General features: G+C 36.2%; 35 protein-coding genes. 24 read left to right on the forward strand and 11 right to left on the reverse strand.

Annotated features, from left to right (window positions below):
- The first annotated feature begins 95 nt into the window (after positions 1-95).
- On the forward strand, positions 96-1,934 hold the full coding sequence (locus tag P3G65_RS01590; RefSeq protein WP_019291372.1) for an APC family permease: 1,839 nt from the start codon (positions 96-98) through the stop codon (positions 1,932-1,934).
- 14 nt (positions 1,935-1,948) lie between these two features.
- Here the strand turns inward: P3G65_RS01590 and P3G65_RS01595 are convergent, their stop codons facing one another.
- Both P3G65_RS01595 and P3G65_RS01600 read right to left on the reverse strand, forming a co-directional pair.
- Entirely contained in the window at positions 1,949-2,134 is a 186-nt protein-coding gene (locus P3G65_RS01595) for a hypothetical protein (protein ID WP_244289919.1), read from the reverse strand.
- A 324-nt stretch (positions 2,135-2,458) separates the two neighbouring features.
- On the reverse strand, positions 2,459-3,229 hold the full coding sequence (locus tag P3G65_RS01600) for a hypothetical protein (RefSeq protein WP_035004412.1): 771 nt from the start codon (positions 3,227-3,229) through the stop codon (positions 2,459-2,461).
- Positions 3,230-3,615: 386 nt separating this feature from the next.
- Here P3G65_RS01600 and P3G65_RS01605 point away from each other — a divergent pair, with 386 nt between their 5' ends.
- From P3G65_RS01605 to P3G65_RS01615, 3 genes are all read left to right on the forward strand, one after another.
- Complete coding sequence (locus P3G65_RS01605; RefSeq protein ID WP_019335960.1) at positions 3,616-4,605, forward strand: YeiH family protein; 990 nt, start codon at positions 3,616-3,618, stop codon at positions 4,603-4,605.
- 89 nt (positions 4,606-4,694) lie between these two features.
- Complete coding sequence (thiI, locus tag P3G65_RS01610) at positions 4,695-5,915, forward strand: tRNA uracil 4-sulfurtransferase ThiI (RefSeq protein ID WP_284071241.1); 1,221 nt, start codon at positions 4,695-4,697, stop codon at positions 5,913-5,915.
- Positions 5,916-5,980: 65 nt separating this feature from the next.
- Positions 5,981-7,408, forward strand: coding sequence for an MFS transporter (locus tag P3G65_RS01615; RefSeq protein WP_019291367.1), 1,428 nt, complete (start codon positions 5,981-5,983; stop codon positions 7,406-7,408).
- A gap of 19 nt (positions 7,409-7,427) precedes the next feature.
- On the opposite strand, the gene P3G65_RS01620 is transcribed toward P3G65_RS01615, so the two are convergent.
- The 8 genes from P3G65_RS01620 to P3G65_RS01655 all read right to left on the reverse strand — a co-directional run bounded on the left by P3G65_RS01620 (position 7,428) and on the right by P3G65_RS01655 (position 15,198).
- Positions 7,428-9,518: a sodium:proton antiporter gene (locus tag P3G65_RS01620; RefSeq protein ID WP_019291366.1), complete on the reverse strand. Its 2,091-nt coding sequence runs from the start codon at positions 9,516-9,518 to the stop codon at positions 7,428-7,430.
- A gap of 78 nt (positions 9,519-9,596) precedes the next feature.
- Positions 9,597-10,064, reverse strand: coding sequence for a hypothetical protein (locus tag P3G65_RS01625; protein WP_019291365.1), 468 nt, complete (start codon positions 10,062-10,064; stop codon positions 9,597-9,599).
- 124 nt (positions 10,065-10,188) lie between these two features.
- Positions 10,189-11,448, reverse strand: coding sequence for a tyrosine--tRNA ligase (tyrS, locus tag P3G65_RS01630; protein WP_019291364.1), 1,260 nt, complete (start codon positions 11,446-11,448; stop codon positions 10,189-10,191).
- A gap of 239 nt (positions 11,449-11,687) precedes the next feature.
- Entirely contained in the window at positions 11,688-12,899 is a 1,212-nt protein-coding gene (locus tag P3G65_RS01635; RefSeq protein WP_284071242.1) for a site-specific integrase, read from the reverse strand.
- Positions 12,900-13,076: 177 nt separating this feature from the next.
- Positions 13,077-13,880: a glycine zipper family protein gene (locus tag P3G65_RS01640; RefSeq protein ID WP_284071243.1), complete on the reverse strand. Its 804-nt coding sequence runs from the start codon at positions 13,878-13,880 to the stop codon at positions 13,077-13,079.
- 47 nt (positions 13,881-13,927) lie between these two features.
- The gene (locus tag P3G65_RS01645) at positions 13,928-14,251 is read right to left on the reverse strand and encodes a hypothetical protein (RefSeq protein WP_284071244.1); all 324 of its coding nucleotides are present in this window, start codon (positions 14,249-14,251) and stop codon (positions 13,928-13,930) included.
- A 12-nt stretch (positions 14,252-14,263) separates the two neighbouring features.
- Positions 14,264-14,662 (reverse strand): hypothetical protein, encoded by a 399-nt coding sequence (locus P3G65_RS01650; protein WP_284071245.1) that lies wholly within the window; start codon positions 14,660-14,662, stop codon positions 14,264-14,266.
- The gene (locus P3G65_RS01655) at positions 14,662-15,198 is read right to left on the reverse strand and encodes a helix-turn-helix transcriptional regulator (RefSeq protein WP_284071246.1); all 537 of its coding nucleotides are present in this window, start codon (positions 15,196-15,198) and stop codon (positions 14,662-14,664) included. The genes P3G65_RS01650 and P3G65_RS01655 overlap by 1 nt, the downstream gene beginning before the upstream one ends.
- A 188-nt stretch (positions 15,199-15,386) precedes the next feature.
- On the opposite strand from P3G65_RS01655, the gene P3G65_RS01660 reads away from it, so the two are divergent.
- The 14 genes from P3G65_RS01660 to P3G65_RS01725 all read left to right on the forward strand — a co-directional run bounded on the left by P3G65_RS01660 (position 15,387) and on the right by P3G65_RS01725 (position 21,911).
- Positions 15,387-15,620 (forward strand): helix-turn-helix transcriptional regulator, encoded by a 234-nt coding sequence (locus P3G65_RS01660; RefSeq protein ID WP_284071247.1) that lies wholly within the window; start codon positions 15,387-15,389, stop codon positions 15,618-15,620.
- Between the two features lie 105 nt (positions 15,621-15,725).
- Positions 15,726-15,995 (forward strand): hypothetical protein, encoded by a 270-nt coding sequence (locus tag P3G65_RS01665; RefSeq protein WP_284071248.1) that lies wholly within the window; start codon positions 15,726-15,728, stop codon positions 15,993-15,995.
- A 145-nt stretch (positions 15,996-16,140) separates the two neighbouring features.
- Positions 16,141-16,350 carry a hypothetical protein gene (locus tag P3G65_RS01670; protein ID WP_284071249.1) on the forward strand — a complete coding sequence of 70 codons (210 nt, stop codon included), beginning with the start codon at positions 16,141-16,143 and terminating at the stop codon, positions 16,348-16,350.
- 96 nt (positions 16,351-16,446) lie between these two features.
- Positions 16,447-17,331, forward strand: a complete 885-nt coding sequence (locus tag P3G65_RS01675; protein WP_279368982.1) for a recombinase RecT — start codon at positions 16,447-16,449, stop codon at positions 17,329-17,331.
- A complete protein-coding gene (locus P3G65_RS01680) occupies positions 17,332-18,327 on the forward strand; it encodes a DUF1351 domain-containing protein (protein WP_279368983.1) in 996 nt (331 codons plus the stop codon).
- A gap of 237 nt (positions 18,328-18,564) precedes the next feature.
- Positions 18,565-18,786 (forward strand): helix-turn-helix domain-containing protein, encoded by a 222-nt coding sequence (locus P3G65_RS01685; RefSeq protein WP_284071250.1) that lies wholly within the window; start codon positions 18,565-18,567, stop codon positions 18,784-18,786.
- A 1-nt stretch (position 18,787) separates the two neighbouring features.
- Entirely contained in the window at positions 18,788-19,714 is a 927-nt protein-coding gene (locus P3G65_RS01690; protein WP_284071251.1) for a Lin1244/Lin1753 domain-containing protein, read from the forward strand.
- Complete coding sequence (locus tag P3G65_RS01695) at positions 19,707-19,997, forward strand: hypothetical protein (protein ID WP_253019448.1); 291 nt, start codon at positions 19,707-19,709, stop codon at positions 19,995-19,997. Before P3G65_RS01690 ends, P3G65_RS01695 begins: the two co-directional genes overlap by 8 nt.
- A 16-nt stretch (positions 19,998-20,013) precedes the next feature.
- Complete coding sequence (locus P3G65_RS01700; protein ID WP_019335525.1) at positions 20,014-20,265, forward strand: hypothetical protein; 252 nt, start codon at positions 20,014-20,016, stop codon at positions 20,263-20,265.
- A complete protein-coding gene (locus tag P3G65_RS01705) occupies positions 20,262-20,501 on the forward strand; it encodes a DUF1031 family protein (RefSeq protein ID WP_284071252.1) in 240 nt (79 codons plus the stop codon). Before P3G65_RS01700 ends, P3G65_RS01705 begins: the two co-directional genes overlap by 4 nt.
- A gap of 117 nt (positions 20,502-20,618) precedes the next feature.
- Positions 20,619-20,771 carry a hypothetical protein gene (locus P3G65_RS01710; protein ID WP_253019450.1) on the forward strand — a complete coding sequence of 51 codons (153 nt, stop codon included), beginning with the start codon at positions 20,619-20,621 and terminating at the stop codon, positions 20,769-20,771.
- Positions 20,772-20,966, forward strand: a complete 195-nt coding sequence (locus P3G65_RS01715) for a hypothetical protein (RefSeq protein ID WP_253019451.1) — start codon at positions 20,772-20,774, stop codon at positions 20,964-20,966.
- A gap of 146 nt (positions 20,967-21,112) precedes the next feature.
- The gene (locus P3G65_RS01720) at positions 21,113-21,346 is read left to right on the forward strand and encodes a hypothetical protein (protein WP_253019453.1); all 234 of its coding nucleotides are present in this window, start codon (positions 21,113-21,115) and stop codon (positions 21,344-21,346) included.
- Complete coding sequence (locus tag P3G65_RS01725) at positions 21,333-21,911, forward strand: DUF1642 domain-containing protein (protein ID WP_253019455.1); 579 nt, start codon at positions 21,333-21,335, stop codon at positions 21,909-21,911. The genes P3G65_RS01720 and P3G65_RS01725 overlap by 14 nt, the downstream gene beginning before the upstream one ends.
- Before the next feature lie 33 nt (positions 21,912-21,944).
- Here the strand turns inward: P3G65_RS01725 and P3G65_RS01730 are convergent, their stop codons facing one another.
- Positions 21,945-22,295: a winged helix-turn-helix domain-containing protein gene (locus P3G65_RS01730; protein ID WP_284071253.1), complete on the reverse strand. Its 351-nt coding sequence runs from the start codon at positions 22,293-22,295 to the stop codon at positions 21,945-21,947.
- 125 nt (positions 22,296-22,420) lie between these two features.
- Here P3G65_RS01730 and P3G65_RS01735 point away from each other — a divergent pair, with 125 nt between their 5' ends.
- The 6 genes from P3G65_RS01735 to P3G65_RS01760 all read left to right on the forward strand — a co-directional run bounded on the left by P3G65_RS01735 (position 22,421) and on the right by P3G65_RS01760 (position 24,195).
- A complete protein-coding gene (locus tag P3G65_RS01735; RefSeq protein ID WP_284071254.1) occupies positions 22,421-22,642 on the forward strand; it encodes a helix-turn-helix transcriptional regulator in 222 nt (73 codons plus the stop codon).
- 2 nt (positions 22,643-22,644) lie between these two features.
- On the forward strand, positions 22,645-22,938 hold the full coding sequence (locus P3G65_RS01740; protein WP_284071255.1) for a hypothetical protein: 294 nt from the start codon (positions 22,645-22,647) through the stop codon (positions 22,936-22,938).
- Positions 22,928-23,263 carry a hypothetical protein gene (locus P3G65_RS01745; RefSeq protein ID WP_284071256.1) on the forward strand — a complete coding sequence of 112 codons (336 nt, stop codon included), beginning with the start codon at positions 22,928-22,930 and terminating at the stop codon, positions 23,261-23,263. The genes P3G65_RS01740 and P3G65_RS01745 overlap by 11 nt, the downstream gene beginning before the upstream one ends.
- Before the next feature lie 133 nt (positions 23,264-23,396).
- Positions 23,397-23,651 (forward strand): hypothetical protein, encoded by a 255-nt coding sequence (locus P3G65_RS01750; protein WP_284071257.1) that lies wholly within the window; start codon positions 23,397-23,399, stop codon positions 23,649-23,651.
- A complete protein-coding gene (locus tag P3G65_RS01755; protein WP_284071258.1) occupies positions 23,648-23,983 on the forward strand; it encodes a hypothetical protein in 336 nt (111 codons plus the stop codon). The genes P3G65_RS01750 and P3G65_RS01755 overlap by 4 nt, the downstream gene beginning before the upstream one ends.
- A gap of 53 nt (positions 23,984-24,036) precedes the next feature.
- Positions 24,037-24,195 (forward strand): hypothetical protein, encoded by a 159-nt coding sequence (locus tag P3G65_RS01760; protein WP_284071259.1) that lies wholly within the window; start codon positions 24,037-24,039, stop codon positions 24,193-24,195.
- The last annotated feature ends 18 nt before the right edge of the window (positions 24,196-24,213 follow it).

Consider the following 24,213-nt stretch of genomic DNA (forward strand, 5'->3'; position numbering starts at 1 on the left):
CTTGGAGAGGCCTCTTTATGCTAGGAAAGTCAAGCCTAGACTGAATTAAGCCGGATAAATCCAACTTAAAGATTTTATGATACAGGAGTTACGTTTTGAAAAAAGTCAAAGAGCTTTTAATTGGTAAATCTTTAAAGTCAACAGTAGGAGATTCACACCTGCTGACTAAATTACAGGCCTTAGCCATGTTATCGTCAGATGCCTTGTCATCAATTGCTTATGGACCTGAACAAATTCTTTTGGTATTGGTTGCAGTAGGTGCGGGCGCTTCATGGTATTCGATACCTATTGCCTTAATTATTTTGGTTTTACTGTTTGCGCTGATTGGAAGTTATACACAGGTTATTCATGCCTATCCATCAGGAGGCGGAGCTTATCTGGTTTCAACAGAAAATCTCGGTACAATTCCAGGATTAATATCCGGTGGATCGCTTTTGGTCGACTATATGTTGACGGTTGCTGTATCTACAGCTTCAGGAGCTGATGCTATAACTTCAGCTTTACCTGAACTTCATCAGTACAATTTAGAAATCGCAGTTGCTCTTGCTTTACTGCTTATGCTGATGAATCTCCGAGGTTTGCGAGAATCAGCAGCCTTCCTCATGATTCCTGTCTATACATTTATTGTGACGACAGTTGCCCTCTTAGGTGTCGGGGTATTCCGTATTGTATCTGGAAGTTTACCCTACCAAGCGCCAGCTCATATCGGTACAACCGTAGGAGGAGTTTCACTTATCCTCTTGCTCAAAGCCTTTTCAACAGGTTCATCATCTCTGACAGGGGTAGAAGCCATTTCGAATGCTGTACCATTCTTTAAACAGCCGAAAGAAAAAAATGCAGCTAAGACTTTGGTAATGATGGGGATTATTTTAGCAGTGTTCTTCAGTGGTGTTATCTTCTTTGCTTATTGGCTTGGGTTAACACCACGCGGTGATGTGACCATTATCGCCCAAATGGCGCAACAGATTTTTGGAGACAGTGTCTTTGGGCACGCATTCTTCTTTATCTTCCAAATTGCTACAGCTCTCATTTTGGCAGTAGCAGCTAATACAGGTTATTCCGCCTTTCCAATGCTTGCTTTTAATATGGCGAAGAAGAAATACATGCCTCACTTGTTTACTGCTCGTGGGACACGTTTGAGTTATTCGAATGGGATTATCAGTTTGGCTATTGGTGCGGTCATTCTCTTGTTTATCTTTGATGGACAAACAGATCGCCTTATCCCCCTCTATGCTATTGGTGTCTTTACACCATTTACGTTGGCTCAAATCGGTATGGTTGTCCATTGGCGCAAGAAGCTGGGCAGTAAGTTCCTCTTACGTTCTATCCCTAATATTATTGGGGCAATCATTTCTTTTGTCGTGGTGATGATTTTGCTCATTTTCCGCACAGCTGAAATTTGGCCATTCTTTATTGTTTTACCTATTTTGATTTTCTGCTTTATCCGTATCCACAGTCATTATATGAATGTGGCGGAACAATTGCGCTTGCGCAAAGAAACTGCAGAGCATAAGTTTGATGGTAATACAGTTATCGTCTTGGTCGGAAATGTAACAAATGTCGATGTTGGGGCGATTAACTATGCCCGGTCTGTAGGAGACTATCTTATTGCACTTCACGTGTCTACAAAAGAAGATACGGAAAAAGAAGCCGAAATCGAACGTGATTTCAATGAAACCTTCCCAGATATTAAGTTGACCGTTGTACATACCAGCTATCGTAGTATCATCACGCCAGCTGTTCGCTTTATTAATCTCGCTGCAAAACAAGCAAAAGCGCACAACTATACAACTACTGTTTTGATTCCGACTTTCATTCCGTCGAAACCATGGCAAAATATCTTCCACAATCAGACCGGTTTACGCCTCCGTTATTACCTGAACGCTCATGAAGATATCATCCTTTCAAGCTACAACTATCATTTGAAAAAATAAATAATATAAAGTGTTCACCCTAGTAACTTTTGGCTAGTCGGAGCACTTTTTTCTTTGGAGTCAAGAGAATACTTAAAGAAACAGAGCAAGAAGAGAAGACCAAGGCAGACTGATGCTATATAACCATAATCATAGAAAAGCCAGAAAAATTCACTAAATCCTCGAAGTTGATGGGGCTGAACATGATTGTCAATGGCCATAACTAGGGGGAAGTATATAATGAAGTAACAAGCATATAAGATGAGACAAGCTAGAACTATGAAATGTGTCCCTCTTTCTTTTTTAAAGGAGAGAAAGAAAGCGAGGGATAGAAGTAGAAGGAGGGCAAGACCTACAGCCATTTCTTGATGAAAGAGCAGGTAAAAGAAATTTTCATATACTTGTTCCAAGCTTAAAGTTTCAGAAAACTTTACTCTGTTGAGTGTGCTTGGTAAAAACATGGAAGCAAACCAAGCGAGGAACAAGAAGATGAGGTGTACAGGCTTTATTTTAATATTATTCATGGTTTATTCTCACTTTTTGGATTAATAGGCGCTGTTGATTGTAGAAAAGCTCCATGTTGAGTTTCCACGCCGTAAAGTTGCACTATAAGTTGCTCGGATTTGAGTGGAGCTAGACAAAATTTTCACATAAGAATAGTTTCGATTGACAGCCCAAGAACGGCTTGAACCAAGATTAGTCGTATTTATCTGTTGTATGAATCCACCTGTAGCTGCTCCTCTCGGCCCATTATTTGCAGTCATGACGCTAGAACGAGTGACTAAGGTTCTATTATCATAATTTGTATAACCGCCTGTAACTCGTGTAAGTCGAACATTCCCCCCTGAAACTACCCAAGTTATTGTCACATGAAATCTTACAGCCGCAGTTCGATCCCACATCACTCTATTTTGACTAGCGGCAGAGACTTTTTTGCCAAAAATATTTGGTAAAGTAGAGGTAAAGGAGAAGTTGTCTATTGACTGGCTTGTATCTTGTTCAGCTTTATTTAACTCTGAGGTATAAGTAGTGGTTCCTTCTGTGACCTCCTCATCATCATTAGTAATTTCAGATTCAACAACAACAGGTACAGTAAAAGTCTCTGCTTGATTTGTCTCTGCGCTTAGAGTAGCCCCTTTTTTAACTTCATATTTAACTTTATCACTTTCATTAGTGAATACTTTATCTGCATCCTTTGGAATAAAAAGATGAACATCACCATCTTTATCTAACTTTATATCTGGGGCGATAGTATTCTCTGCTTTAGTCCTCACGCCACAGCCAAGCAAGACTGAAAAGAATAAAATTATAATCATAAATTTAATGTTTTTCATTAGCAAAGCCTCTTTTCTCTATTTGTTTACTGATAATATTGGCTACTTTCTATGCAAGCCAATATTTAAAAGTGTGAAGGGAAACTATATAACTCCTTTCTTGTATATTTATAACTCTCTTAATTATAAAAGCCATAAGACGTTTAAGTCAAAATTTATGCTACACTATGTGTACTTTTGTTAAGGTTGAAACCATAATTAGAAAAATGTAGAAAGCTAATTTTTCCTTGTATAGACTACATAGATGGCTATTTTAAAAATAGATTATAAGTGTGCCAAATATGCCCAGCTCTCTTTTAGATGCAAATGAATACACAAATTAATTTTTGTTTTTTGTTATAATAGTTGTCATGCTAAATAAGAAGATCATGCCAGGTTTAGGGCTCAGTTTTGTAGTTGCCGTAGTCAGTTACTTTTTAAATCTCTATGTTTTTAAAGGGATGGGTGCAGCCACGATTGCTATTTTATTGGGAATTATTTTGGGGAATGTTTACTTTAAACAACCAGTCCTCTTTGCAGGTACGGCTTGGTCAGAAAAGAAACTTCTTGAATTTTCAGTAATGTTTTTAGGAGCGACAGTTACCTTTCAAACGATACAAAAGCTAGGCTGGAGTGGTATAAGTTTTATTCTTCTACAAATGGTGCTTACAATTGTTTTTGTCATGTTTATTGGAAAGAAACTTGGATTTTCCTCGAAAGTTAATGCGCTAATGGCGTCAGGAAACGCCGTTTGTGGTTCTTCCGCCATTGCGGCAGTTGAGCCAGTCATTGGAGCAGAAGACAAAGACAAGCGAACAGCGATAACTATGGTTAACCTGATGGGGACTGTGTTAATGCTTCTATTACCCATTTTAGGTACATGGTTCTTTGGAGCAAATGATTTCCTACGTGGTGCTTTGATTGGGGGAACCATTCAGTCTGTGGGACAGGTTGTCGCTTCAGCAACAATGGTGAATGCTGAAACAACAACAATGGCTACCTTGTTTAAAATCATGCGTATCATCATGCTTGTTTTTGTTGTCCTTTATTTTTCTTTCCAAACACGTCGCATAGAGAAAGCACCGACAGGGCAGGAAGGTCAGCTCAAGATCAAGCGCCAATCCTTTCTTCCTTGGTATGTATTAGGATTTATTATTCTGTGTAGTCTGGATACAGTCTTTCAATTTCCAAAAGTAATTACTGAAACGGCACGTTTTATCAGTAGTTGGTGCGAAATTATCGCTTTAGCCGCTATCGGTTTACGTCTTAATCTAGTAGAATTTGTCCGCGCGGGAAGAAAGTTAGCAATCTATGGCTTAGCTGTACTTGTTTTCCAAGTGGGGATTGCATTGGTTTTGATTCGTCTATTATTAACCTAGAAAAATAGCTAATGTGGTATAATAACCTGTACTGAAATTCTCTCAGGAATAAAAAGATAACCTTATATTAAGTAACAAAGGAAAATAAAATGACTATCGTATACGATGAAATTATGGTTCGCTATGGTGAACTTTCAACAAAAGGAAAAAATCGTGGCTTTTTTATCAATCGTTTGGCCAACAACATCAAAGAAGTTCTCGCTGATTTGACAGACTTGAAGATTACAGCGCAACGAGATCGCGCGCATATCCAGTTAAATGGTGCAGACTACGAAGAGGTTTCTCAACGTTTAACTAAAGTTTTTGGGATTCAAAATTTTTCAGCATCCATCAAAGTTGAAAAATCCATCGAAGGTCTAAAAGTAGCAGTTGTTGACTTGATGAAAGAAATTTACCATGAAGGAATGACTTTTAAAATTGCAACACGTCGGGCGGACCATAGCTTTGAACAAGATTCCACAGAGTTAAACATGACTTTAGGTGATGTTGTCTTTGACAATTTTGACTATGCCAAAGTACAAATGAAAAAGCCAGATATCACTCTCCGTGTTGAAATTCGTCTTGAAGGTGCTTATCTTAGTTTCGAAACACTTAAAGGTGCAGGAGGAATGCCTGTAGGAACAGCAGGCCGCGGTCACTTGATGCTTTCAGGTGGGATTGATTCTCCAGTTGCAGGTTACTTGGCTCTTAAACGAGGTGTAGAAATTGAGGCAGTTCACTTTGCTTCACCACCTTATACAAGCCCTGGTGCTTTGAAAAAAGCAAAAGATTTAACAGCAAAATTAACAGCGTTTGGCGGAACAATCACTTTTATTGAAGTTCCGTTTACTGAGATTCAAGAAGAAATCAAAGCCAAAGCGCCACAATCTTATTTGATGACTTTAACTCGCCGTTTTATGATGCGTGTAGTTGACCGCATTCGTGAAGATCGTGGGGGTAAAGTGATTATTAACGGTGAAAGTTTAGGGCAAGTCGCTTCGCAAACATTAGGTTCAATGTCTGTGATTAATGAAGTCACAAACACTCCTGTTATTCGCCCCGTAGTCACAATGGATAAGATCGAAATTATCGATATCGCCGAAAGGATTGATACCTTTAATCTTTCAATTCTACCATTTGAAGATTGCTGTACTGTATTTGCCCCTCCATCACCAAAAACAAATCCTAAACTAGAAAATGTTTTAGCCTATGAAAAACGTTTGGACGTTGAAGGTATGGTTGATCGTGCCGTTGAAGGTATTATGATTAGCCGCATCACGGGCGAAAACTGGGACAAAGCAGAAACCAATGAATTTGACGATTTACTTTGATTTTTGAAAACTGTATCATTAGATGCAGTTTTTAGTCTCTTTGTAGGTAAATAGAAAGGAAATAAATGAAAAATAGAACAAAAGTGCTGCTCACCATTGGTTTATTTACACTCATGTCAACTTTAGACGGCTCGATTGTAAATATTGCCTTACCAACAATGGCGCGTGAGCTAAATGTGTCAACTTCACAGATTACGTGGGTGGTCACAATTTATTTGATCGTTATCAGTGCAATCATCCTTATTTTTGGACGACTTGCGGATTTGATTGGGAAAACAACCGTAACAAGATGGGGCTGGACGATTTTTATTGTCGGTTCGTTATTGGCTGGGCTAAACATCGGCTTAGGCTTACCATTCCTACTCTTTGCACGTGTCGTACAAGCTATCGGAGCTTCCATGTTTATGGCAACAAGTTTTGGGATTGTGGCGCAGGTTTTTCCTGTTGAAAGTCGAGCGCGTGCGATGTCTATCACTTCCATGTTTGTATCTGTCGGCTCGATCGCAGGACCAGCTTTGGGCGGCTTAATTTTACAAGTTGCCTCTTGGAATTATATCTTTTGGATTAATGTTCCGATAGGGATATTGGCCTGGATTTTTGGAAGTCGGGCTTTACCAGAAGATGAAGGGCAAGGCTCTATAAAAGAAGTTGACTTGTCAGGTGGTTTACAAATGACTGCTGTGATCGTTCTTTTATTCATAGCTTTGAATTTTGGCCAAACTTTAGGATGGAATAATCCGCTCTTACTTCTCGGCGTGGCTCTTGGCTTTATACTTTTTGTTAGCTTTATTTTTACGGAGCGCCGAAAGGAAAAACCTTTACTTGACTTGGGGATTTTTAAAAACAGACTCTTTTCTTTGAGTCTGCTGATGTCACTTTTAAACTTCACTGTTGCGATGTTTGCTAGCATCTTGCTTCCTTTCTATCTGCAAGATTATCGTGATTATGCGCCTGGTGCGGCTGGCTTTATCATGATGGCCTATCCAGCTGCCATGCTTATTGTGAGCCCAATAGCAGGTGCACTCGCAGATAAAATAGATAAGGAAGTAATTACCTTTGTGGGGATTTCAGGGATTGTTCTTTCTCAGATTGGTTATCTTTTGATTCGAGCAGATTCGCCACAATGGTGGGTGATTGCGATTCTCTTACTCCAAGGTGCCTCAATGGGGGCTTTCCAAAGTCCTAATAATGCTTTAATCATGGAGACAGTAGAACGTAAGTATTTAGGAATAGCAGGCTCTGTGAATTCTTTGATTCGGAACATGGCTTTTGTTTTAGGAACTTCTGTAGCAACCATTATTTTGTTCCTTTCCATGTCCAGTCAACTTGGTTATACGGTAAGGACTTATTTGCCAGAACATCCAGATACCTTTTTACAGGGAATGCATATGGCTTTCGTATGCTCACTTGTCCTGACAAGTATTTCTTGGATCTTGGCGGGCGTTCGTCTTTTAGGGCGTAAAAAAATAAAAGAACACCTGAGCGAAGGATAAAGCTCGGTGTTTTTTATTTTCATTTATTTGTTGAAAGTTCATTGTTTGTTGTCTTTTGAACTTTTTTACGTCTCTTTTCAATAAAGTCGTAGAGTAAGGTATGATGATTACTTGCAAGGGAATAATCCTCTAAAGTATTTACATTTTGACGTAAGACTTTTGCCTCGCCGATCGTTAACTCACCACGGGATTCATACTCAAAGATGGTTTTGCGTTCAAGATAGTAAGCACGCATCATCTCTTTCAGATTATTAGGCTGCGCACGATGTAAAATACCAGTAATATAGCCACCGCGGGCAACAAACTCTGCAGAGCGTAAACGTTCTGCTTGTAGGTAATGGATTAAACGCTCATCGTAAACTGATTCCAGATTGTCCAAAGCTTGAAGGACTAACTCCGTATTAGAAAAGTAAAGCTCGGTAATTTCACGATGTGCTGTAGCATTATCTGGTCGTGTTTTACGGAAACTGAAATCTAGACGGATAATTCTTGAGAAGAAAAAATGAAGCACACGGATGGAAATGGCCGAAGCGAACTGGATACTTGAAACCAAATTATGCGCAACGGATTGTTCCATCGAATGAAGGTATCGCTGATAAGTCCGATAGGTGTACATGGAAATCTCATTTTGTCTCAAGGCATTTTCCAGTCCCTCAGCTTCAAGACGGACGATAAGCAATTGCAATTCATTAAAGTCAATCGAAGTATTTGAACTTTCTTGCTCGATGATGAGTTTTTGAATGCGGTCTTGATAGCTGTCGATAGCAATATTATAACCAAGGCGCGCTTTTTCTTTTGTAACTTGTTTTAGATCATTTTCCAATTCTCGAACGACATCGGCTAAGATAGAAATTTTTACCATGTTGTCAACTTTGACAACTTTTTTGGCAGCGATTAAAGGTAAAACAAATAGTCCAGTTAAAAAACTGAGCGCGGTAACTGCCGCACAGAGAAAGATGATTAAGCTATGCGGGATATCTACTGTCCGTGGCAACAAAAGGACAGTGGCAATGCTGACGGTACCTTTGGAGCCAGCAAAAGTCAGTAACAAGATATCGTTCCAGTAAGCAGAAAAGCTTTGATTGCGACGCAGAGATACATAACGATAATAAACAGCCAACAAGGAAAAGCGAAGGGCAAAAAGACCAATGGTTAAAAGTAAAACCATGAATAAAAGAGAAGTCGTAGAGTAAAGTGGATCAGCAATGAGCGGAAAAACAAGCTGATGTAACTCTATCCCGAGGAAAAGGAAGACTGTTGAATTTAAAACAAAGGTCAGCAAATTCCAGATAGTATTTTTCACTTTTGTGACTTGGGCATCAAAAAGCGTGGTCCTTTTAAGGCCGTTGGCTTGCATGACTCCAGCGACAACGACAGCGATGATTCCAGAAACTTCAAGCATATCAGCAATTAAAAATGCAGATAAAGGAAGCATAAGCTCCAAAATAAGGTAACCTGTAACATCTCGGGCATCGACATCCTCAAGAATTCTGAGAATAAAGGACTTCATCCAAACTAGAATGAAACCGACCAGTGCGCCCCCGATTGCAGAGACTACAAGGTCAGCAGAAGCATGAGTTAGGGAAAATTCGCCAGTGACCAGCGCAAGAACCGCAATCTGGAAGGAAATGATACCAGAAGCATCATTCAGCAGGCCTTCACCCGTAAGGATACTCATGACCCGCTTGGGGAAACTAAAGCGTTCAGATAAGGCAGCAACAGCGATTGCATCTGTTGGTGCTAATGAAGCCCCTAAGGCAAAACAAGCAGCCAAAGGTACAGATAAATAAAAGAAATGCGTTAAGTAGCCTAAACCAATAGTTGTAATGAAAACTAAGGGAAAGATAAGCATTAATATCGTTCGAGTATGTTTAAAGATATGTTTGACATCTGCCTCTTCACTCTCACGGAAAAGCAAAGGAGCAATGATGAAGCCCAAGAAGAATTCTGGGTCAACCTGCAAAAGTTTTGACGCACCTAAAAAGCCCAAACATAGCCCAATCACGACTTGAATCAGCGGGAGAGCCAACTTTGGGAAAACTTTATTGATGATATTTGAAATAACTAGAGCAAGAAGAAAAATGATGACATAAAAAATAGTATGGAGCACAAATTTTCCTTTCTTTTGTCTATTTTAGAGCAAGAAGCTGCATTAAAAGTACAGCATATTGGTTATAAGGCTAAAAGGTTACTTTATCTTTTTGAAAAGGTCCTTTTTTTGATTAATCTTCTGATCGATTTTGGCACAGCTCTTTTTACTTAAGAGAGCGCGACAGCGTTTGATCTCAAGCTCTGTTAATTGACGTTTAAGCTTCTCTTTTTTAGTGAAGTCTGATTCACCGCTGTCGATATATTCAAGCCTTTGCTGAAGAAGAGATTGTTTATACTTGATAGCCTCAATTTGATGTTTCAGCTTTGATATTTGTTCATAACTAGCATCTTGCTGATGGAAATCCTTAAGTTTTTGAGACAAGAAAAGTTTCTTCTCTTCGAGAAGATGAAGTGATTCAAGTATTTTGTGTCTTTTTTCCTCTTGTGAAACTGGAGTATAAATCTCACTTTTTTCAGAATCAGAGGTTTCTTCTGTAATTTCTTCTTTTTCTAAATACTGTTCACGTAAATCTCTCAGCATTTGTTCAAAATCTTTATCAGGCATGCTATTATCCTTATAATCTTGTTCTTAAACTCTATTATATCATGATTCAATTAGAAAAATAATGCGTTTGGATTAAAAAAGCAACAGAGAATTCCCTGTTGCTACTTAAATATTAGACTTTAACTTAATAAGTCAAGATGAAATTTTTCTTTTTACCACGGCGAACAACAGTAAGTTGATTGTCGATTTTATCTCCATCAGAGAAGGTGTAATCCAAATCTTGGATACGTTCACCATTGATGTAAATCGCACCGTTTGTTACATCTTCACGTGCTTGACGTTTTGAATTTTCGATTCCGGCAGAAATCAAGAGTTCAATAATATTGAGATTATCGTCTGCTTTCACTTGATATGTTGGTACATCTTTTAAGCCAGAAAGGATTGACTTGGCATCAAGATCTTTCAAATCACCGCCACCAAATAAAGTTTCCGTGATTTTTACAGCTTGCTCGTAAGCGGCTTGTCCATGAACAAGAGTTACAACTTCGCGTGCAAGTACTTTTTGTGCTAAGCGTTCGTGACGTGCAGCCTCAAATTTCTCACCGATTTCAGCAATTTCTTCAAGAGATAAGAAAGTGAAAATTTTGAGCATTTTTACAGCATCATCATCGTTAACATTCAGCCAAAATTGATACATTTCAAACGGAGACGTTTTATCTGCATCGAGCCAAATGGCATTTCCTTCAGATTTACCAAATTTTTTACCTGTTGAGTCTGTAATCAATGGAATAGTGATGACATGTCCAGTTTTTCCAGCCTTACGACGGAGCAGTTCTGTGCCGGCAGTCATATTGCCCCATTGGTCAGAACCACCGAGTTGTAATGTAATACCATGACGTTGGTTGAGCTCGTAGAAATCGTAACCTTGCATAATTTGGTAAGCAAACTCGGTGTAAGAGATACCTGATTCGATACGACTCTTCACTGAATCTTTACTCATCATGTAGTTAATCGTGTAATATTTACCGACATCACGAAGGAAATCAATAAAAGATAAATTTTCGAACCAATTGTAGTTGTTTTCCATCTGAGCTTTATTTTCGCCATTTTCAAAGTCAAGGAAACGTTCCAACTGAGCACGAATTTTATCAGCCCAAGCTACAACAGTATCTTTCGTTTGTAAGCCACGTTCGGCATCTTTAAAAGATGGATCGCCAACAAGTCCAGTAGCGCCCCCAACCAATGGATAAGGTTTGTGCCCAGCCATTTGTAGACGCTTCATTGTAAGAATTAAGACCAGATTACCAAGGTGTAAACTATCAGCAGTAGGATCGTAACCAACATAATAACTTACCATGCCCTCAGTTAAAGCTTCGCGAAGAGCTTTTTCATCAGTGGTTTGGAAAATCAGACCACGTTCTTTTAGTTCGTCAAAAATATTCATGTTACCTCCTAAATTTAGTTAATACTGACAGTTTTGTTATAGTTTCTCTCAGTAATTAGATTAACGTTCTCATTATATCAAAAAAAAAGGAAAAATAGGGGCGAAAAAAGAGCCTAAGTTTGGTATAATATGTATTATATACTATGAATTAATTTAAAAGCTGTTATGCCATGTATTTAAAGGGGTAACAGCTTTTTTATTTTGTGCCTATTACAAAAAACTGTCATTTTGACTGTCATTTATAAATTTTCGACAGTTTTACTGAAAAGTTCTGCAGTTTCCATAGCTTTATTTTGTGACAGATGACTATATGTATCCATAGTTATACTGATAGATGAATGCCCCAACCTATCTTGTATTTCTTTATAATCTGCTCCGTTGTTAAGCAATAAAGTTGCATGAGTGTGGCGGAATCCGTGAAGGCCGATATTCGGAAGCCCAGCTTTTGCAAAATGATTTCTTAATCGATAGTAAAATACTCCATGACCTACATATGTAGCATTATGATTAGGAAATAACAATCGTTTATCATTGATTGAAATTGTATTAGTTGCTGAATATTGAATTTGTTTCCAATTTTTTAAACGTTGAACAGTTTTTTCCGTAATAAAAATATCACGACTTTTTGATGATTTAGTGTTGTTCTGCAGTTTACCATGAACAACAGTTTTATTGATTGTTATTATCTTATTTGTAAAATCAATATCTGTCCAATTTAATGCCAAGGCTTCGCCTATCCGAATTCCTGTATCAAGAAGAAGCATATATAAATTAATCTCAAGTAGATTTTTTTTATTTAATTCCAAAGATTCAAGATATGAAATCCATATTTTGAGTTCTTCATTATTGAAATATTTAAGCCTCTTTGCCACTTCACGTTTTTTAGGGCGAGGGATCTTTATTCCAATTGCTGGATTTGTTTCAATAATATTTAAATCAAATGCATGATCAAATAGTTTACGCAGAATATTCAAAGCATTAACATAGTCTTTGCCTTTTCCTATTTCACGTCTACCATTTTTAATTGATGATGTATCTGCATTTATTGCCCAACGCTTGGCTGCACCACCTATAATACGTGGACTGATATCCACTATTTTATATTTACTAAATGCAGGTATTAGATAGTGCTTAATATAACTTTTAGTAGATAAAAGTGTATTTGCCTTGATTGATGGGGAGTAAACTTTTAACCAATCTTCAACTAGCTCTTCAAATGTTTCTAGTGAATGAGACTCTTTAAAAGTTGTATATCCGTTGTCTTGAAATTCTTTTTTAGCTTGTTGGGCCTTTAATTTCCACTGCTTGACAGTAGAAGCTCTAACTGTTGTATTTCTGCGTTTTTTGGTTATGCTGTCAATACCAAGATAAACTTGACCTACTAATACAGTTGAACCATCCGTCTTTTTAACTTTTTTTAATTCTTTGCCTTTTTGTATTTTTTTATTCATTATTTCTCCTTGTACCGTTGTCAGGCGGGAATCTGGGGGGATTCTATAGGATGAAATTAATAAAATATTTTGATATAATTTATAAAAGAAAAATTCACGTAAGTGTGTTCTTTCTTTACTTGATCTAAAGTCGCCCCACAGTAACCAAACTTGGGCGGCTTTTTTTTACTACTAATCTTAAGAGAAGAACACCTCAATGTCGTGTATCTTATCACTTTTGATGTTACAAGAGTACGATTTAGTATCTCCAGTTTTTGCTTTAAATATAAATGTCACTTTTGAGGACTTCTCATATTCTGTTTCTCTTGTGGTAGATTTTCTCCTTCCATTGGCACCAACCAATCCTCCAACTACCGCTCCTGCAGGATTAATTGTAGCTCCTATTGCAGCACCGGCAATTGTTTTTCCTTTTCGTCCTTTCGTGATTGTTTTAGAAGTAGTTTTAGTACGTTTCCCATCCCAAATATATTTTTGAAAAGATAAACTACTATCATCTCCAATAGTGTATGTTCCGTCAGTCATTTTTATAATCTTTATAGATGGGAATATTCCAACAGTAAGACTATTCAAAGCTTTATTTTGTGAACTGATTAAATCAACATTGTCTGTTATATTGGTTTTGACTTCACTATTTTTGTATGTTTTTTTCTTGTTTTTTCCGGTTTCTATTTGATAATTGAGTATGTCGCTTTCAATCTTAGGTGTAACTTCTAAATTGTATAAATTTTTATTTTTTTTATACATATAGTAGGTTAAATATAATGCACAAAATATAAACAACCAAAGAATAATAGTTCCTAAGTAAGGACCATTGATTTTACCAGTCATAATATTTTTAATCAAACCCCAGAGAGCAATGAGAATAAATATTCCTTCAACAACTAATACTCCTTCCCAGAAGTTTTTGTTTTTTTGAAAACGTAAAACTCTAAGAGCTGTTTCTGATAAATGTTTGGTTTCTGTATTATTATAATCTGTCATTCATATACTCCTTCCCCTTTTATCGTGGTTAGTGCACGTATACTTATTTAATAAAATTCAAGGTTATCAATGCTATCAGCAAAGTTATCTAAGACTTCAAGTTCGCTCATTTGAGCAAGCCACTTTTCTATTTTTACTGGGTAAGAATCAGTTTTCTTTGTCTTCACTTCCTTACTAACTTTGTCATGCATGTTCTTAAGAGAGGCATCCCAATTTTTCCTAACTTCAGATTCTATTTGTGACTCAGTTAGATAAATATTGTTATCTTTGGATTCAACCACATTCCACATATAAGTAGTCATCTTTTCAAAGAAATTGCTTTTTACATTGCAATTTTCTTCTACATATTTTTTGAAATCTTCAAATTCCATTATATTCCTCCGTTACGTTACCCAATTATGTTTTACTAAATATTTTTTTATTGCTACAGTAATATCATCAAATAGTTTTTCTGGTAAATTGAAACGAGCAATTATTTCGCAAGCAGTTAATAAGTAAGGACAATCTTCATAATCTGGAGCGACTTGATCAATACAAGCACCAATCATAAAAACATTAGCTTTTTTTTCTTGTTTTAGCTCTACAGATTTTAATTGAGCTTTTGTGTCTTCAGAAAGTAGATGGCCACATTCATGATAAAGAAATGATTTAGTTTCTAATTCCTCATAGTCAAGACTAAGATAAATACAATTCAATTCTTTCATGTATAGTCCTTTAGCATTACTATGATTCCATATTATTGTACAACCAGTTTCTTGAAGTATTTCTTGAACAGATTTCATTACTCACCTTTTTCAGATTCTTCCTTTGCTTTTTCCTCTAGGTGTTTTTTTAATGCAATCATAATAGCATCACGATCTTCATCAGTAAGTTCCTCACCTTGCCAAGCTGCAGCACGATCAATATGTCCGTAAATAGCTTCATCATCCATATGTAATGGGATAGGTTCTTTAGCTTTTCTTTCAGCTTCTTGCTCATCACGTTGTTCTTTTGCAGTAGTTAGAACAACTTCTTGGCGTTCTTCATCAAGTTCAGAGCTAATTTTATTGATTTCAGATAAAGTAGAAGTTGATTCAGTATATTCTTCAACCAAATCAGATTTATCAATCCCGAAATAACAAGCCATTAATTCGATTTTATCAATACGAGGATATGAATTAGCTTTTATCCAATTCATGACAGTTGTATATTTGAATCCCATTATTTCTGAAAACTGATGTGGATTTAATCCACGACTATTTAATAATCTTTTGAGGTTTTCAGCCATTGTTTCCTTGTTACCAAGATTACCGATTCTTCCATTTATTTTTTTGTTCATAGTATTATATTACTTTTAAATGGTAGAAATGTAAAGTAAAAAAGTATAAAAATACCATTTTTTTTATTTTTCTACAAGTTATTCGTTGACATATACCATTAAATGGTATATAATGTATTCATAGTCAAGTAGGAAAAGTTACGAATAACCTAAATATCCTATTTGATATAAAAAAGAAAGGAGTCCATATGATGGAGAAACTTACTTTAAAAAAATATCGTCTATTGAGTGACTTGACTCAGGAAGAGGTGGCTAAGTCAATTGGAGTTTCAAAGGAAGCTTTATCAAATTGGGAACGAGGGGTTACTTTTCCAAAACCCCCAAGTATAGATAAATTATGTGAGCTATATGATACAAACTATATGCTCATTAATTTTTATCCAAACATACCATTAAATGGTATAAATGATAGAGCGAGTTAGAAAATAGCTCAAATGAATGATCAAAAAAGCCCACTGAGTAACAGTGAGCGGGTAAGAAAATTTTAATTACTTATATTATATCACAAACAAAAAGAAAGGAAAAAAATGGAAGGAGTATTCAGCACAGAATTCGAGAATAGACTATTAGATCTCGTTGATCAGCGAATTAGTAAATATGAAATTGCTCATGAAGAATTGAAGGCGTTTGATGATATTGTTCCTCAATCAAAACTGCTTAGGGAGTTAGAAATTAGTACTGATACGCTTGACACATGGGAAAGTAATGGATTAGCGAGATATACACCACCTTATGCCGCATCTCGTAAAGTCTATTATAGAAAACAAGATGTTACCAAGTTTCTTGGAATGAAATAAATCAAGGGAATCTGGGGGGATTTGAACGATGTATTTAATTATTGAAAGAGAAACCGGTGAGATACTTTGGGAGCTACCAAATAAACAGAATGTACTAAAGCTTTGCTACAACGGAGTTTTTAGATACCAAAGAAAGGCTATTTAAATGTCATATATTAATAATCAATCAGTATGGATAAAAAAGCAACGTATGGAAATCCAAGCGCTGATGATGGAAAATCGGAAGTTACGTAATGAAAATCGTAATCTCAAAATTGAATTATCTTCACAAGAAGTTATTGCTGAAGAAGGTCGATTAAGTTCTCGCTTTCATGGTTTTACATCAATTGTTCAGGAAGCGAGATCCGGATGGTAAAGAAAATAAAAAAAGTCCTTGGCTGCAACCAAGGACGGGGTTAAAATCTTGCACAAGATTATACCCCAATTATAACAAAAATTGGAGGAATTAAAAATGGCAAACGAAATTAAAAAGTTTATGAAGGAAGACGCGGTTGTAAAAAGCCTTACAGAAACGTTAGGAAGAAATGCACAATCATTTGTTTCCAGTGCCTTAAGTGCTGTAGCTAATAATAATCAGCTTAAAGATGCAACACCAGAATCAGTTTATACGTCAGTTATGAAAGCAGCAACATTAAACTTACCCGTTGATCCCAACCTTGGTTTTACATATCTTGTTCCATACAAGAGAAATTTTAAAGATGGAAATGTTTGGCGAAGCGTTACTGAAGCACAGTTACAAATTGGATATAAGGGGCTTGTCCAATTGGCACTGCGCAGTGGACAAATTAAAAGTGTCAATACAGGCACGATTTATGAATCAGAATTTAAAGGATATAACAAAATTACTGGGGAGTTCTTTATTGATGAAACTGCTGAAGAAAGTGGCGAAGTTGTTGGGTATTTCGCATATATCCAACTCACTAATGGGGGTGAGTTAAAAACATTTTCTAGAAAAAATAAAATTCAAGAATTCGCAAGAAAGTACAGCAAGGCATACGATTATGATTTGAAAAATGGGAAGACCAGCAGTCCATGGTCCACAGAATTTGATGCAATGGCAGAAAAAACCGTATTAAAAAATATTTTGAAATTTGCTCCAATGTCTCTTGAAATGCAAGAAGCCGTTTCAGCGGATGAACAAGATATGAAATATGCTAAGCCGGTAGATGATATTACAGGTTTGGAAATTCCTAATCAACAGGAAATAGAGGACTTCGATAAAGATGAGTATGCTAAACAAAAAATGGCAGAACTAGCAGAACAGAAAAAGAATAAACTAAGTAATGCTCTTGAAGGAGAAGTGACAGACAAAGAAGTGACTACGGAGGATTTTTAAATGAGTGAAATTAGTGTAGCATTTGAACCTGCAAAAATTGAAGTTCTTGATCGTGAAAAATTTGAAGAACAGATTAATAGTATTGCTGAAGCAAATTCAAATCGTGTAGTTACTGCAGAAACTCTCAAAGATGATAAGAGCACGAGAGCAGAATTACGTAAACTTTATAAATCATTAAATGATGAAAAAATCCGAATCAAAAAGGAATATAATAAACCACTAACTGAGTTTGAAACGTGGTTTAAAAAAGCTGTTGCAGTTCTTGATAAAGCAATTGGCCAAATTGATGAGGGTGTTAAGGAAGTTGAATTCAAACAGAAAGAGGAACGTAAGGAAATAGTACGTGCCGAGTTACATGAATTAACAAAAGATTTAGAACTTGACTCAAGAATTTTTGAAGTGATGGTAGAGGATTGGGCAAAAGCTTCCAATTTCAATGATTACAAACCAAAGAAAACTCTTCAAGATAGTATGTCTTATGCAGTAGAGCAGGAGCGCTTAAAACAAGAGGAAATTAAAAAGAACAAGAAAAACATTTCAAACTTTGCATTCATTAGCGGAATCAGTGACACTCCTTATATTCGTATGTATGACGATGGAAAAGAAGTATCTGAGATCCTCGAAATAATGAATGAAGATATTGCAAAAGAGAAAGCTCGTAAAGAAGCGGAAGAAGCTCAACAATTGAAATCAGAACAAGAAGCCGAAGCTAAGCGTAAAAATGAGGAGCAAGAACGTCAGGAGCTTGCTAGTCAACAGTTGGAAAAAGATTTCAATGGCCATACTTTTGTAAGCACAGCATGCGGAAACATTTCAGAAAATGTTCCAGTACAGGATGTTGAAGTAGTAAGAACACCAAAAGATTCAGAAAAACGCTATCGGGCCACAATTGAAATTGAGTTTGAAAGCTTAGAAGATAAAGACCGATGGAAACGATGTATGGTGGCAAATGGTTTTGGAGAATTTAAAGCCATTGATTTCAAGGAAATTAAATAAAAATACGTGCTCGGAATCACGTTAAAAGCAGCGTGGATTCATTTGTTCAGAGATAAGACGGAAATAACTGAAAATCGTATTTTGTCATTGAAACACGTTAGAAAGTCATAGTTTTATCTGAATATTAAATGGATCAGCATCATAAATAGGCTTGGTGTAGGAAAGACCTGTAAGTCGGGCAGTATGTGTAACGGTGAATATCCCACTGCTAACCTATTTATTAAAAGAGGTATTGATATGGCAAAAATAAGTCAGTCAGATAGAATACTACAGTTTATAAAGGAACATGGCTCAATCACACGTCTACAAGCTGCCAATGAAATCGGAGCATTTGAGTTATCCGCAAGGATTGTAGAGCTTGAACGTGAAGGTTACATATTTTTAAAAGAGCCAATAAAAGTAAAGAATAGGTATGGAGATACTGTAAGAATAATACGATATAGCCTATTTGGAGGATAAAATGGCAAGACCACTTAAACAAGGACTTGACTATTTCCCCCTTGATGTAAATTTTTTAAAAGATATCAAAGTTAGAAAAATAAAGCGAGCTTGTGGGCCTGCTACTGTTGAAGTACTACTTTGCCTGCTGGGTAATATTTACCGGGATACTGGTTATTACTTTGGGTGGGATGAAGATACGATGTTCTTAGTTGCTGACGAAGTTGGGGCGAAAGAGGGTCTAGTTGAAGAAATAGTAAATAAGGCTGTGCAAGTTGGATTTTTCGATAAAGATAAATTTGAAAAATATAAAATTCTCACTTCTAAAGGTATCCAAAATAGATATCGAGAAGCTGCAAAAAAAAGGAAAGAAATAGTTATTTCCGACATTTACTTAGTTAATGACGAGTTTACGGAGAAGAAACTTTCCAATAACTCAGATAATGAACACATTAACTCAGTAAATTCATATGATAATCAACAAAGTAAAGTAAAGAAAAGTAAAGTAAATAAGAGTAAAGAAAATAGTAGTAGTGGGTACTCTAATTTTGAGAAGCTTCGAAAATTTTATGAAGAAAATTTTGGAATGTTGAGTGGCCTTATCTACGACGACTTGAAATACTCTCTTTCAGATTACGGTTTTGAACTCACACTTGAAGCTATGAAAAGAGCTGTTAGGCAAAATAAGCCTTTTAGTACAGCAATGAATATACTTAGCTTTTGGGATAAAAAGGGAATCAAAACACTCAATGATGCAATGGCTGAGAGCGTTGCTTTTGAACGCAAAAAATCCAAGCCAGTAAATATAAAATCGCAACCCAGCGCAGGAAAGAAAGCTCCAGATTGGACAGACGAAGCGAAGCTAATCCGAGCGGGAATTGATACAACGGGTATGAGCCAAAACGAGATGTACTACCTTGCACGAGAGAAGGGACTGAACGATGGATGAAGAAATGGTTAATTTTTCAGAAGTACTCAGGGATTACTACCTAGATCGTGCGGGGCGAGTGTGTTCTGGAGTAACTGTTGAGCATTATGAACGTTGGAAACAATTGCGGGAAAAGAACAATTTGCGGACAGATCCAGTTAAATTTATTTGTGATTTGACGAAGTTGTCTCGTGATGAGGTAACAAATCGTTTGTTTGCATGGCATATGGAAATCAAAAATGGAAAAAAGGTGCGAGTTAATGATCAGTTTGAGTTAATTCCAGCACCACCACTCAAAAATTAGAAAAGGAAAAAATAAAATGGCTACAAAACAATTTAAAGTAAATGCAATGGATGTACTCGAAACAATCTTCTCAGGACTTATCAGTGATGCGATCGCTTCAAAAGGTGAAGAAGTGCTTAAAGAACATATCGACTGCCTTGCAAAAAGTATTGAAGAACCCCTTAAAGCGGGTATGCCTGCAGATAAAATTGCAGAAATTGCCTTTGTTTCAGGATTTGTACATGGAGTCGCAGAAGTGCTTGACTCTAAAGCGGAGTCAGAAGAATGACATCATTCAGACCAACACCACTGATGAAGCTCTACAATATGGCCAAGAAAGCTAAGTATGACGGATACGGCCATAAGATTGTTTATATTGATGCTCGTAAGAAGTATAAGCTAGAGCTAGTCCAATATTACAAAGATATTCGGACGGTTTTCAATAAGGGTCAGCAAATGACTTGGCTTCAACTTTATGATTTTCTGGATCATAACTTAAAAGAAGTAGTTATCGTTCTAGAATAGCCCTAATTTGTGAAAGTTACGGTTACATTAGCTGTTTAAACCATTTCATGAATAGTTTTATCGAAAGCAATATAAAGGCTCTTAAAATTCAAAATACGAGTAATTGAAAGGAAAGTAATGAATCAACATAATTATGAATTAGCAATTGAACTATTACTCATTGCTATTGGTGGTTTTATCATGGGAGCTGCTTGTGTTGGCATACAGCTTGAAAAAGTAAAAAGGCAGCGTGATGAAGCCTTAAAACGAGTGAAGGATTTGGAGAAATAAATGAGCGTAATTAATTTACTTGAAACTATCGCACCAGATGTCGAGGTAGTGTTCAAGGATAAACAAAATAAAACAATTATTAAATGGAATCAAGGTTTCAATACTAAAGTATTAGATACAACTTTTCAATTTAAAAAGGTCTTGTCATTAAATCCAGTACGTGCTGGGTATATAACAGTAATCGTGGAGGACTAAAGTATGTCATGTAAATATTGTGGCCAAGTCCATCCGGGGCCTGTGTACTATACGACTTGTCAAAGCTGCGGTATCAAAGTACCGTTTAAAGAAGCAAAAGAAAAAGGACACGTTACTTTTTGTAAGGCGTGTCTGGAGGTGAAGTGATGAAATTAAAAGATATTGAGCCAGTAGGTGTAATTGTCCAAGAGGGCAATGACCACGGTTTGATTGAAAGTGAAGTTATTCAAGGTATTTCTACACTTCCTGTAGGTACTAAATTATATACGGCAGAGCAAATGAAACAAGCTTATATGGCTGGTGTTGACTATGGTTATGAAGCACGAGAAAGCCATGAAGAGCTATTAAATTCTGGGGAGGCACAGGATGAAGAAGTTTGAAGAAGAAGTAAAAAGACCAAACAACACAGGAATTGACCCGTTTTCTAAACGTGATGTCTCGTTTGAAAAATTGTCAAGTAAGTTTACCAAAGGCGCACAAACGCTAAAAGAATGGAAAGAATATGCTTTTAAAGCCGAGGATAGAATCAGAGAGTTAGAATCCCAGCTCGAAAAGCAGCAACCAGAGATTCCAGAGTTTGTGGGTAAATATATTAAAGAAACTGCTGATCCGATACATGAAATGTGTGCGTGGTCAGAGCATTATGGTGACAATGGCACTAAATGTGATGATCCTGAATTATCAAAAATGCTTGATTGGTTTGGAATGAATAGAAATATGTTTTATGAGGCAGTGATTAAAGGCTATACAGTCAAGGAAAAGCTATTTTATCTGAAAGATAAAAATACTAAGCTTTATCTTTGGAAAGACCTTGAAACGCCAGAACCACCACTTATAGGAGTTTCATTTAACGATAGACATCTTGATGAAAGCAATGAATTCACCCAGCAAGAAATCGACAGCATGGAAACTGGAAGCTATGAGCAGATTGAGGTGGAAGAATGAAAAAAGCCTAGAAAACTATCTAGTCTTAAAAAATCAATTTGTCAGTGAAGTTGTTATTAATGAAGTTATGACAGCAACTACTATGGGAAATATTAAAGAAAAACAAATAGTCTTTATAATATTTGAATTTCTTTTAGTTCTGTAGTCTTGGAGTTTTATTGCACCTAGCTTAGAGACTACAAAGCTATCCTTAATAGTTATTTTCTGATTAAACATCAGTGTTTCTCGGTACTTGGCATCAATTAATCTTAATTCATGTAATGATTTAATTCGAAGTTTTAGAGACTTAACGTCTTTAAGTGACATATTAAGTTGCTTAAGACTACTATTAGGGTTATTTTCCAGGTAATCTAAGATTTTATAATCATTTTTTTCGATTTCCATATGGTTTCTCCTTTTATATCAATGATTATATCAACTTATTAGGATAAATTGAATAGTGAGGTATATACAAAGTCGGCATTAAAAAAATATAAAAAACCAACCGTTAGATTTAAGAAAGAGGCGAAATGAAAAAAACAAAGCTGCAAATCATGCGTGAGAAGAAGGGACTGACTAGAATTGACTTAGCTAGCAAGATATGCTCTTTAAATGAATTCGAAAATCTCGAAGGAGATATTGCAGAAGAGATTGAAGGGCATGAGCTTGGTTTGATAAACTTATCTCTTCGCCAATTGGGTTTCATTGCCCAAGCCCTCGGCTGCTCGGTTGAAGAATTGGTGGAGGAGTGAAGATGGCAATAGCAAATATGAATATCAATTTTGATGCTAGACCATGTATGGTTACATTAGGGGAACTGAAGAAGAAAAAGCAGTATGAAGGAACATTTCATGGCATTTATCAATACTCCTATACTCATGGAGACTCTCCTATGATAGGAGGATATAAAGCAGGAACAGTTGCTTATCCAGTTGCAGTCGTAGAAATAGATGGTCAATTGCAAGAAGTTCGAGTAAATCAGGTTGAATTTCTTGATGTTGTGAAAAGAGAAACACTAGCAGAAATCGGAGGGGAAGATGAAAATTAAAAATTTTGAAATAGTAAGTACACATTTGGGATATGAAGATCATGGAATTTTCACTGTTTACTTAACATTAAAAGGCGGTGGCTTTGGTGTTAGTATAGGTGGATACGCACTTGATGAACCTATAGACGGGAAAAGAGTAATAGCAAAAAAAGGTGCAGAGCTTATCCCTGAAATTTTAGATGTTGTTGGTGTTGAAACGTGGGAACAACTTAAAGGTCAGTATATTCGAGTTGAAGATAACGGACTTGGGACTAAGATTTCTAAAATTGGACATTTAATGGATAATAAATGGTTAGATTTTGAAAGTTTTTTTCAAAAAAGTTGACGATTAACTAAAAAAATATCCCGTTTTAACCAAAATAAAAAAAGCCTTATAAAGGCAATGATTACAAGGGAGTACAGTTTATAAAGCCACTTCCGATTATATTATATATTTACCATAGTTAAAGGAGAATAAAATGACAGTAAAAGAACAATTATTAAACGACATCAAAGAAGCAATTCAAGAAGATAATCGAGGGTTGTTAGAAGTTTACATTGAAATGCCAGGGATGCGAGGTAGAGAAAAGATTACAAATAGTTTTATGAATTACCAAGCAAAACATGATTACTATGAAAAAGCTTATGATGATGATTTACATTTGAAAGCTAATTCAGATATCTTCATTGTTTTTTATGAAGTAGGCGGTAAAAAAGTTGAGGTAGTTGAATGAAAGAAGAGAGAATTGTCCTTGCAAACAGTGTAATGTCAGGAGATGAACTTTCTGAATTCCTTGAAAAAATGATAAATGAAAATATCTACACGAATGAAACGGACATTGATCCAGATATTTTAGAAAATCTAAAAGAGAATCTGAAGTTAATTGGAATTGATATCTTTAGGAAAAATTATCTTGAAGATTATAAAAAGCAAGTAATACGTGAATTTACTCTTAGGCTATACAGGAAAAATAATGAATTTGAAAATCTTCTTTTAAGATTGGAAGAACATTATGAAGAAGAACTTGAAGATAAATTATTCCAAGACGAAGAGGACGAAGAATGAAATCAAGCTGGAAAAAGCAAAGGCTTGCTACTAAGAAGCGGAGTATTAAGTTAATGAAGTGGAAGAATAACTTCATTAGGAAATATGGATATAAAAGTCTTGCTGAACGATGTGTCCGAGCTAGTGAGGCAGCACGCAAGCTCGCGGATGCTTTATATCCTGTTATTAAGGTTATCAGAGAATTACATAAAGCAAATGAGGTAGTGGAATGAAAAAAATAGTAGCAATAT

The organism is Lactococcus sp. bn62 (assembly GCF_029492705.2).
Classification (GTDB): Bacteria; Bacillota; Bacilli; order Lactobacillales; family Streptococcaceae; genus Lactococcus; species Lactococcus petauri.

What these genes read in the sequence shown, in the direction of transcription:
- P3G65_RS01595 (WP_244289919.1), bottom strand. Translation starts at nt 2,134, where the DNA reads ATGGCCATTGACAATCATGTTCAGCCCCATCAACTTCGAGGATTTAGT.
- P3G65_RS01600 (WP_035004412.1), bottom strand. Translation starts at nt 3,229, where the DNA reads ATGATTATAATTTTATTCTTTTCAGTCTTGCTTGGCTGTGGCGTGAGG.
- P3G65_RS01605 (WP_019335960.1), top strand. Translation starts at nt 3,616, where the DNA reads ATGCCAGGTTTAGGGCTCAGTTTTGTAGTTGCCGTAGTCAGTTACTTT.
- thiI (WP_284071241.1), top strand. Translation starts at nt 4,695, where the DNA reads ATGACTATCGTATACGATGAAATTATGGTTCGCTATGGTGAACTTTCA.
- P3G65_RS01615 (WP_019291367.1), top strand. Translation starts at nt 5,981, where the DNA reads ATGAAAAATAGAACAAAAGTGCTGCTCACCATTGGTTTATTTACACTC.
- P3G65_RS01625 (WP_019291365.1), bottom strand. Translation starts at nt 10,064, where the DNA reads ATGCCTGATAAAGATTTTGAACAAATGCTGAGAGATTTACGTGAACAG.
- tyrS (WP_019291364.1), bottom strand. Translation starts at nt 11,448, where the DNA reads ATGAATATTTTTGACGAACTAAAAGAACGTGGTCTGATTTTCCAAACC.
- P3G65_RS01635 (WP_284071242.1), bottom strand. Translation starts at nt 12,899, where the DNA reads ATGAATAAAAAAATACAAAAAGGCAAAGAATTAAAAAAAGTTAAAAAG.
- P3G65_RS01640 (WP_284071243.1), bottom strand. Translation starts at nt 13,880, where the DNA reads ATGACAGATTATAATAATACAGAAACCAAACATTTATCAGAAACAGCT.
- P3G65_RS01645 (WP_284071244.1), bottom strand. Translation starts at nt 14,251, where the DNA reads ATGGAATTTGAAGATTTCAAAAAATATGTAGAAGAAAATTGCAATGTA.
- P3G65_RS01650 (WP_284071245.1), bottom strand. Translation starts at nt 14,662, where the DNA reads ATGAAATCTGTTCAAGAAATACTTCAAGAAACTGGTTGTACAATAATA.
- P3G65_RS01655 (WP_284071246.1), bottom strand. Translation starts at nt 15,198, where the DNA reads ATGAACAAAAAAATAAATGGAAGAATCGGTAATCTTGGTAACAAGGAA.
- P3G65_RS01660 (WP_284071247.1), top strand. Translation starts at nt 15,387, where the DNA reads ATGATGGAGAAACTTACTTTAAAAAAATATCGTCTATTGAGTGACTTG.
- P3G65_RS01665 (WP_284071248.1), top strand. Translation starts at nt 15,726, where the DNA reads ATGGAAGGAGTATTCAGCACAGAATTCGAGAATAGACTATTAGATCTC.
- P3G65_RS01670 (WP_284071249.1), top strand. Translation starts at nt 16,141, where the DNA reads ATGTCATATATTAATAATCAATCAGTATGGATAAAAAAGCAACGTATG.
- P3G65_RS01675 (WP_279368982.1), top strand. Translation starts at nt 16,447, where the DNA reads ATGGCAAACGAAATTAAAAAGTTTATGAAGGAAGACGCGGTTGTAAAA.
- P3G65_RS01680 (WP_279368983.1), top strand. Translation starts at nt 17,332, where the DNA reads ATGAGTGAAATTAGTGTAGCATTTGAACCTGCAAAAATTGAAGTTCTT.
- P3G65_RS01685 (WP_284071250.1), top strand. Translation starts at nt 18,565, where the DNA reads ATGGCAAAAATAAGTCAGTCAGATAGAATACTACAGTTTATAAAGGAA.
- P3G65_RS01690 (WP_284071251.1), top strand. Translation starts at nt 18,788, where the DNA reads ATGGCAAGACCACTTAAACAAGGACTTGACTATTTCCCCCTTGATGTA.
- P3G65_RS01695 (WP_253019448.1), top strand. Translation starts at nt 19,707, where the DNA reads ATGGATGAAGAAATGGTTAATTTTTCAGAAGTACTCAGGGATTACTAC.
- P3G65_RS01700 (WP_019335525.1), top strand. Translation starts at nt 20,014, where the DNA reads ATGGCTACAAAACAATTTAAAGTAAATGCAATGGATGTACTCGAAACA.
- P3G65_RS01705 (WP_284071252.1), top strand. Translation starts at nt 20,262, where the DNA reads ATGACATCATTCAGACCAACACCACTGATGAAGCTCTACAATATGGCC.
- P3G65_RS01710 (WP_253019450.1), top strand. Translation starts at nt 20,619, where the DNA reads ATGAATCAACATAATTATGAATTAGCAATTGAACTATTACTCATTGCT.
- P3G65_RS01715 (WP_253019451.1), top strand. Translation starts at nt 20,772, where the DNA reads ATGAGCGTAATTAATTTACTTGAAACTATCGCACCAGATGTCGAGGTA.
- P3G65_RS01720 (WP_253019453.1), top strand. Translation starts at nt 21,113, where the DNA reads ATGAAATTAAAAGATATTGAGCCAGTAGGTGTAATTGTCCAAGAGGGC.
- P3G65_RS01725 (WP_253019455.1), top strand. Translation starts at nt 21,333, where the DNA reads ATGAAGAAGTTTGAAGAAGAAGTAAAAAGACCAAACAACACAGGAATT.
- P3G65_RS01730 (WP_284071253.1), bottom strand. Translation starts at nt 22,295, where the DNA reads ATGGAAATCGAAAAAAATGATTATAAAATCTTAGATTACCTGGAAAAT.
- P3G65_RS01735 (WP_284071254.1), top strand. Translation starts at nt 22,421, where the DNA reads ATGAAAAAAACAAAGCTGCAAATCATGCGTGAGAAGAAGGGACTGACT.
- P3G65_RS01740 (WP_284071255.1), top strand. Translation starts at nt 22,645, where the DNA reads ATGGCAATAGCAAATATGAATATCAATTTTGATGCTAGACCATGTATG.
- P3G65_RS01745 (WP_284071256.1), top strand. Translation starts at nt 22,928, where the DNA reads ATGAAAATTAAAAATTTTGAAATAGTAAGTACACATTTGGGATATGAA.
- P3G65_RS01750 (WP_284071257.1), top strand. Translation starts at nt 23,397, where the DNA reads ATGACAGTAAAAGAACAATTATTAAACGACATCAAAGAAGCAATTCAA.
- P3G65_RS01755 (WP_284071258.1), top strand. Translation starts at nt 23,648, where the DNA reads ATGAAAGAAGAGAGAATTGTCCTTGCAAACAGTGTAATGTCAGGAGAT.
- P3G65_RS01760 (WP_284071259.1), top strand. Translation starts at nt 24,037, where the DNA reads ATGAAGTGGAAGAATAACTTCATTAGGAAATATGGATATAAAAGTCTT.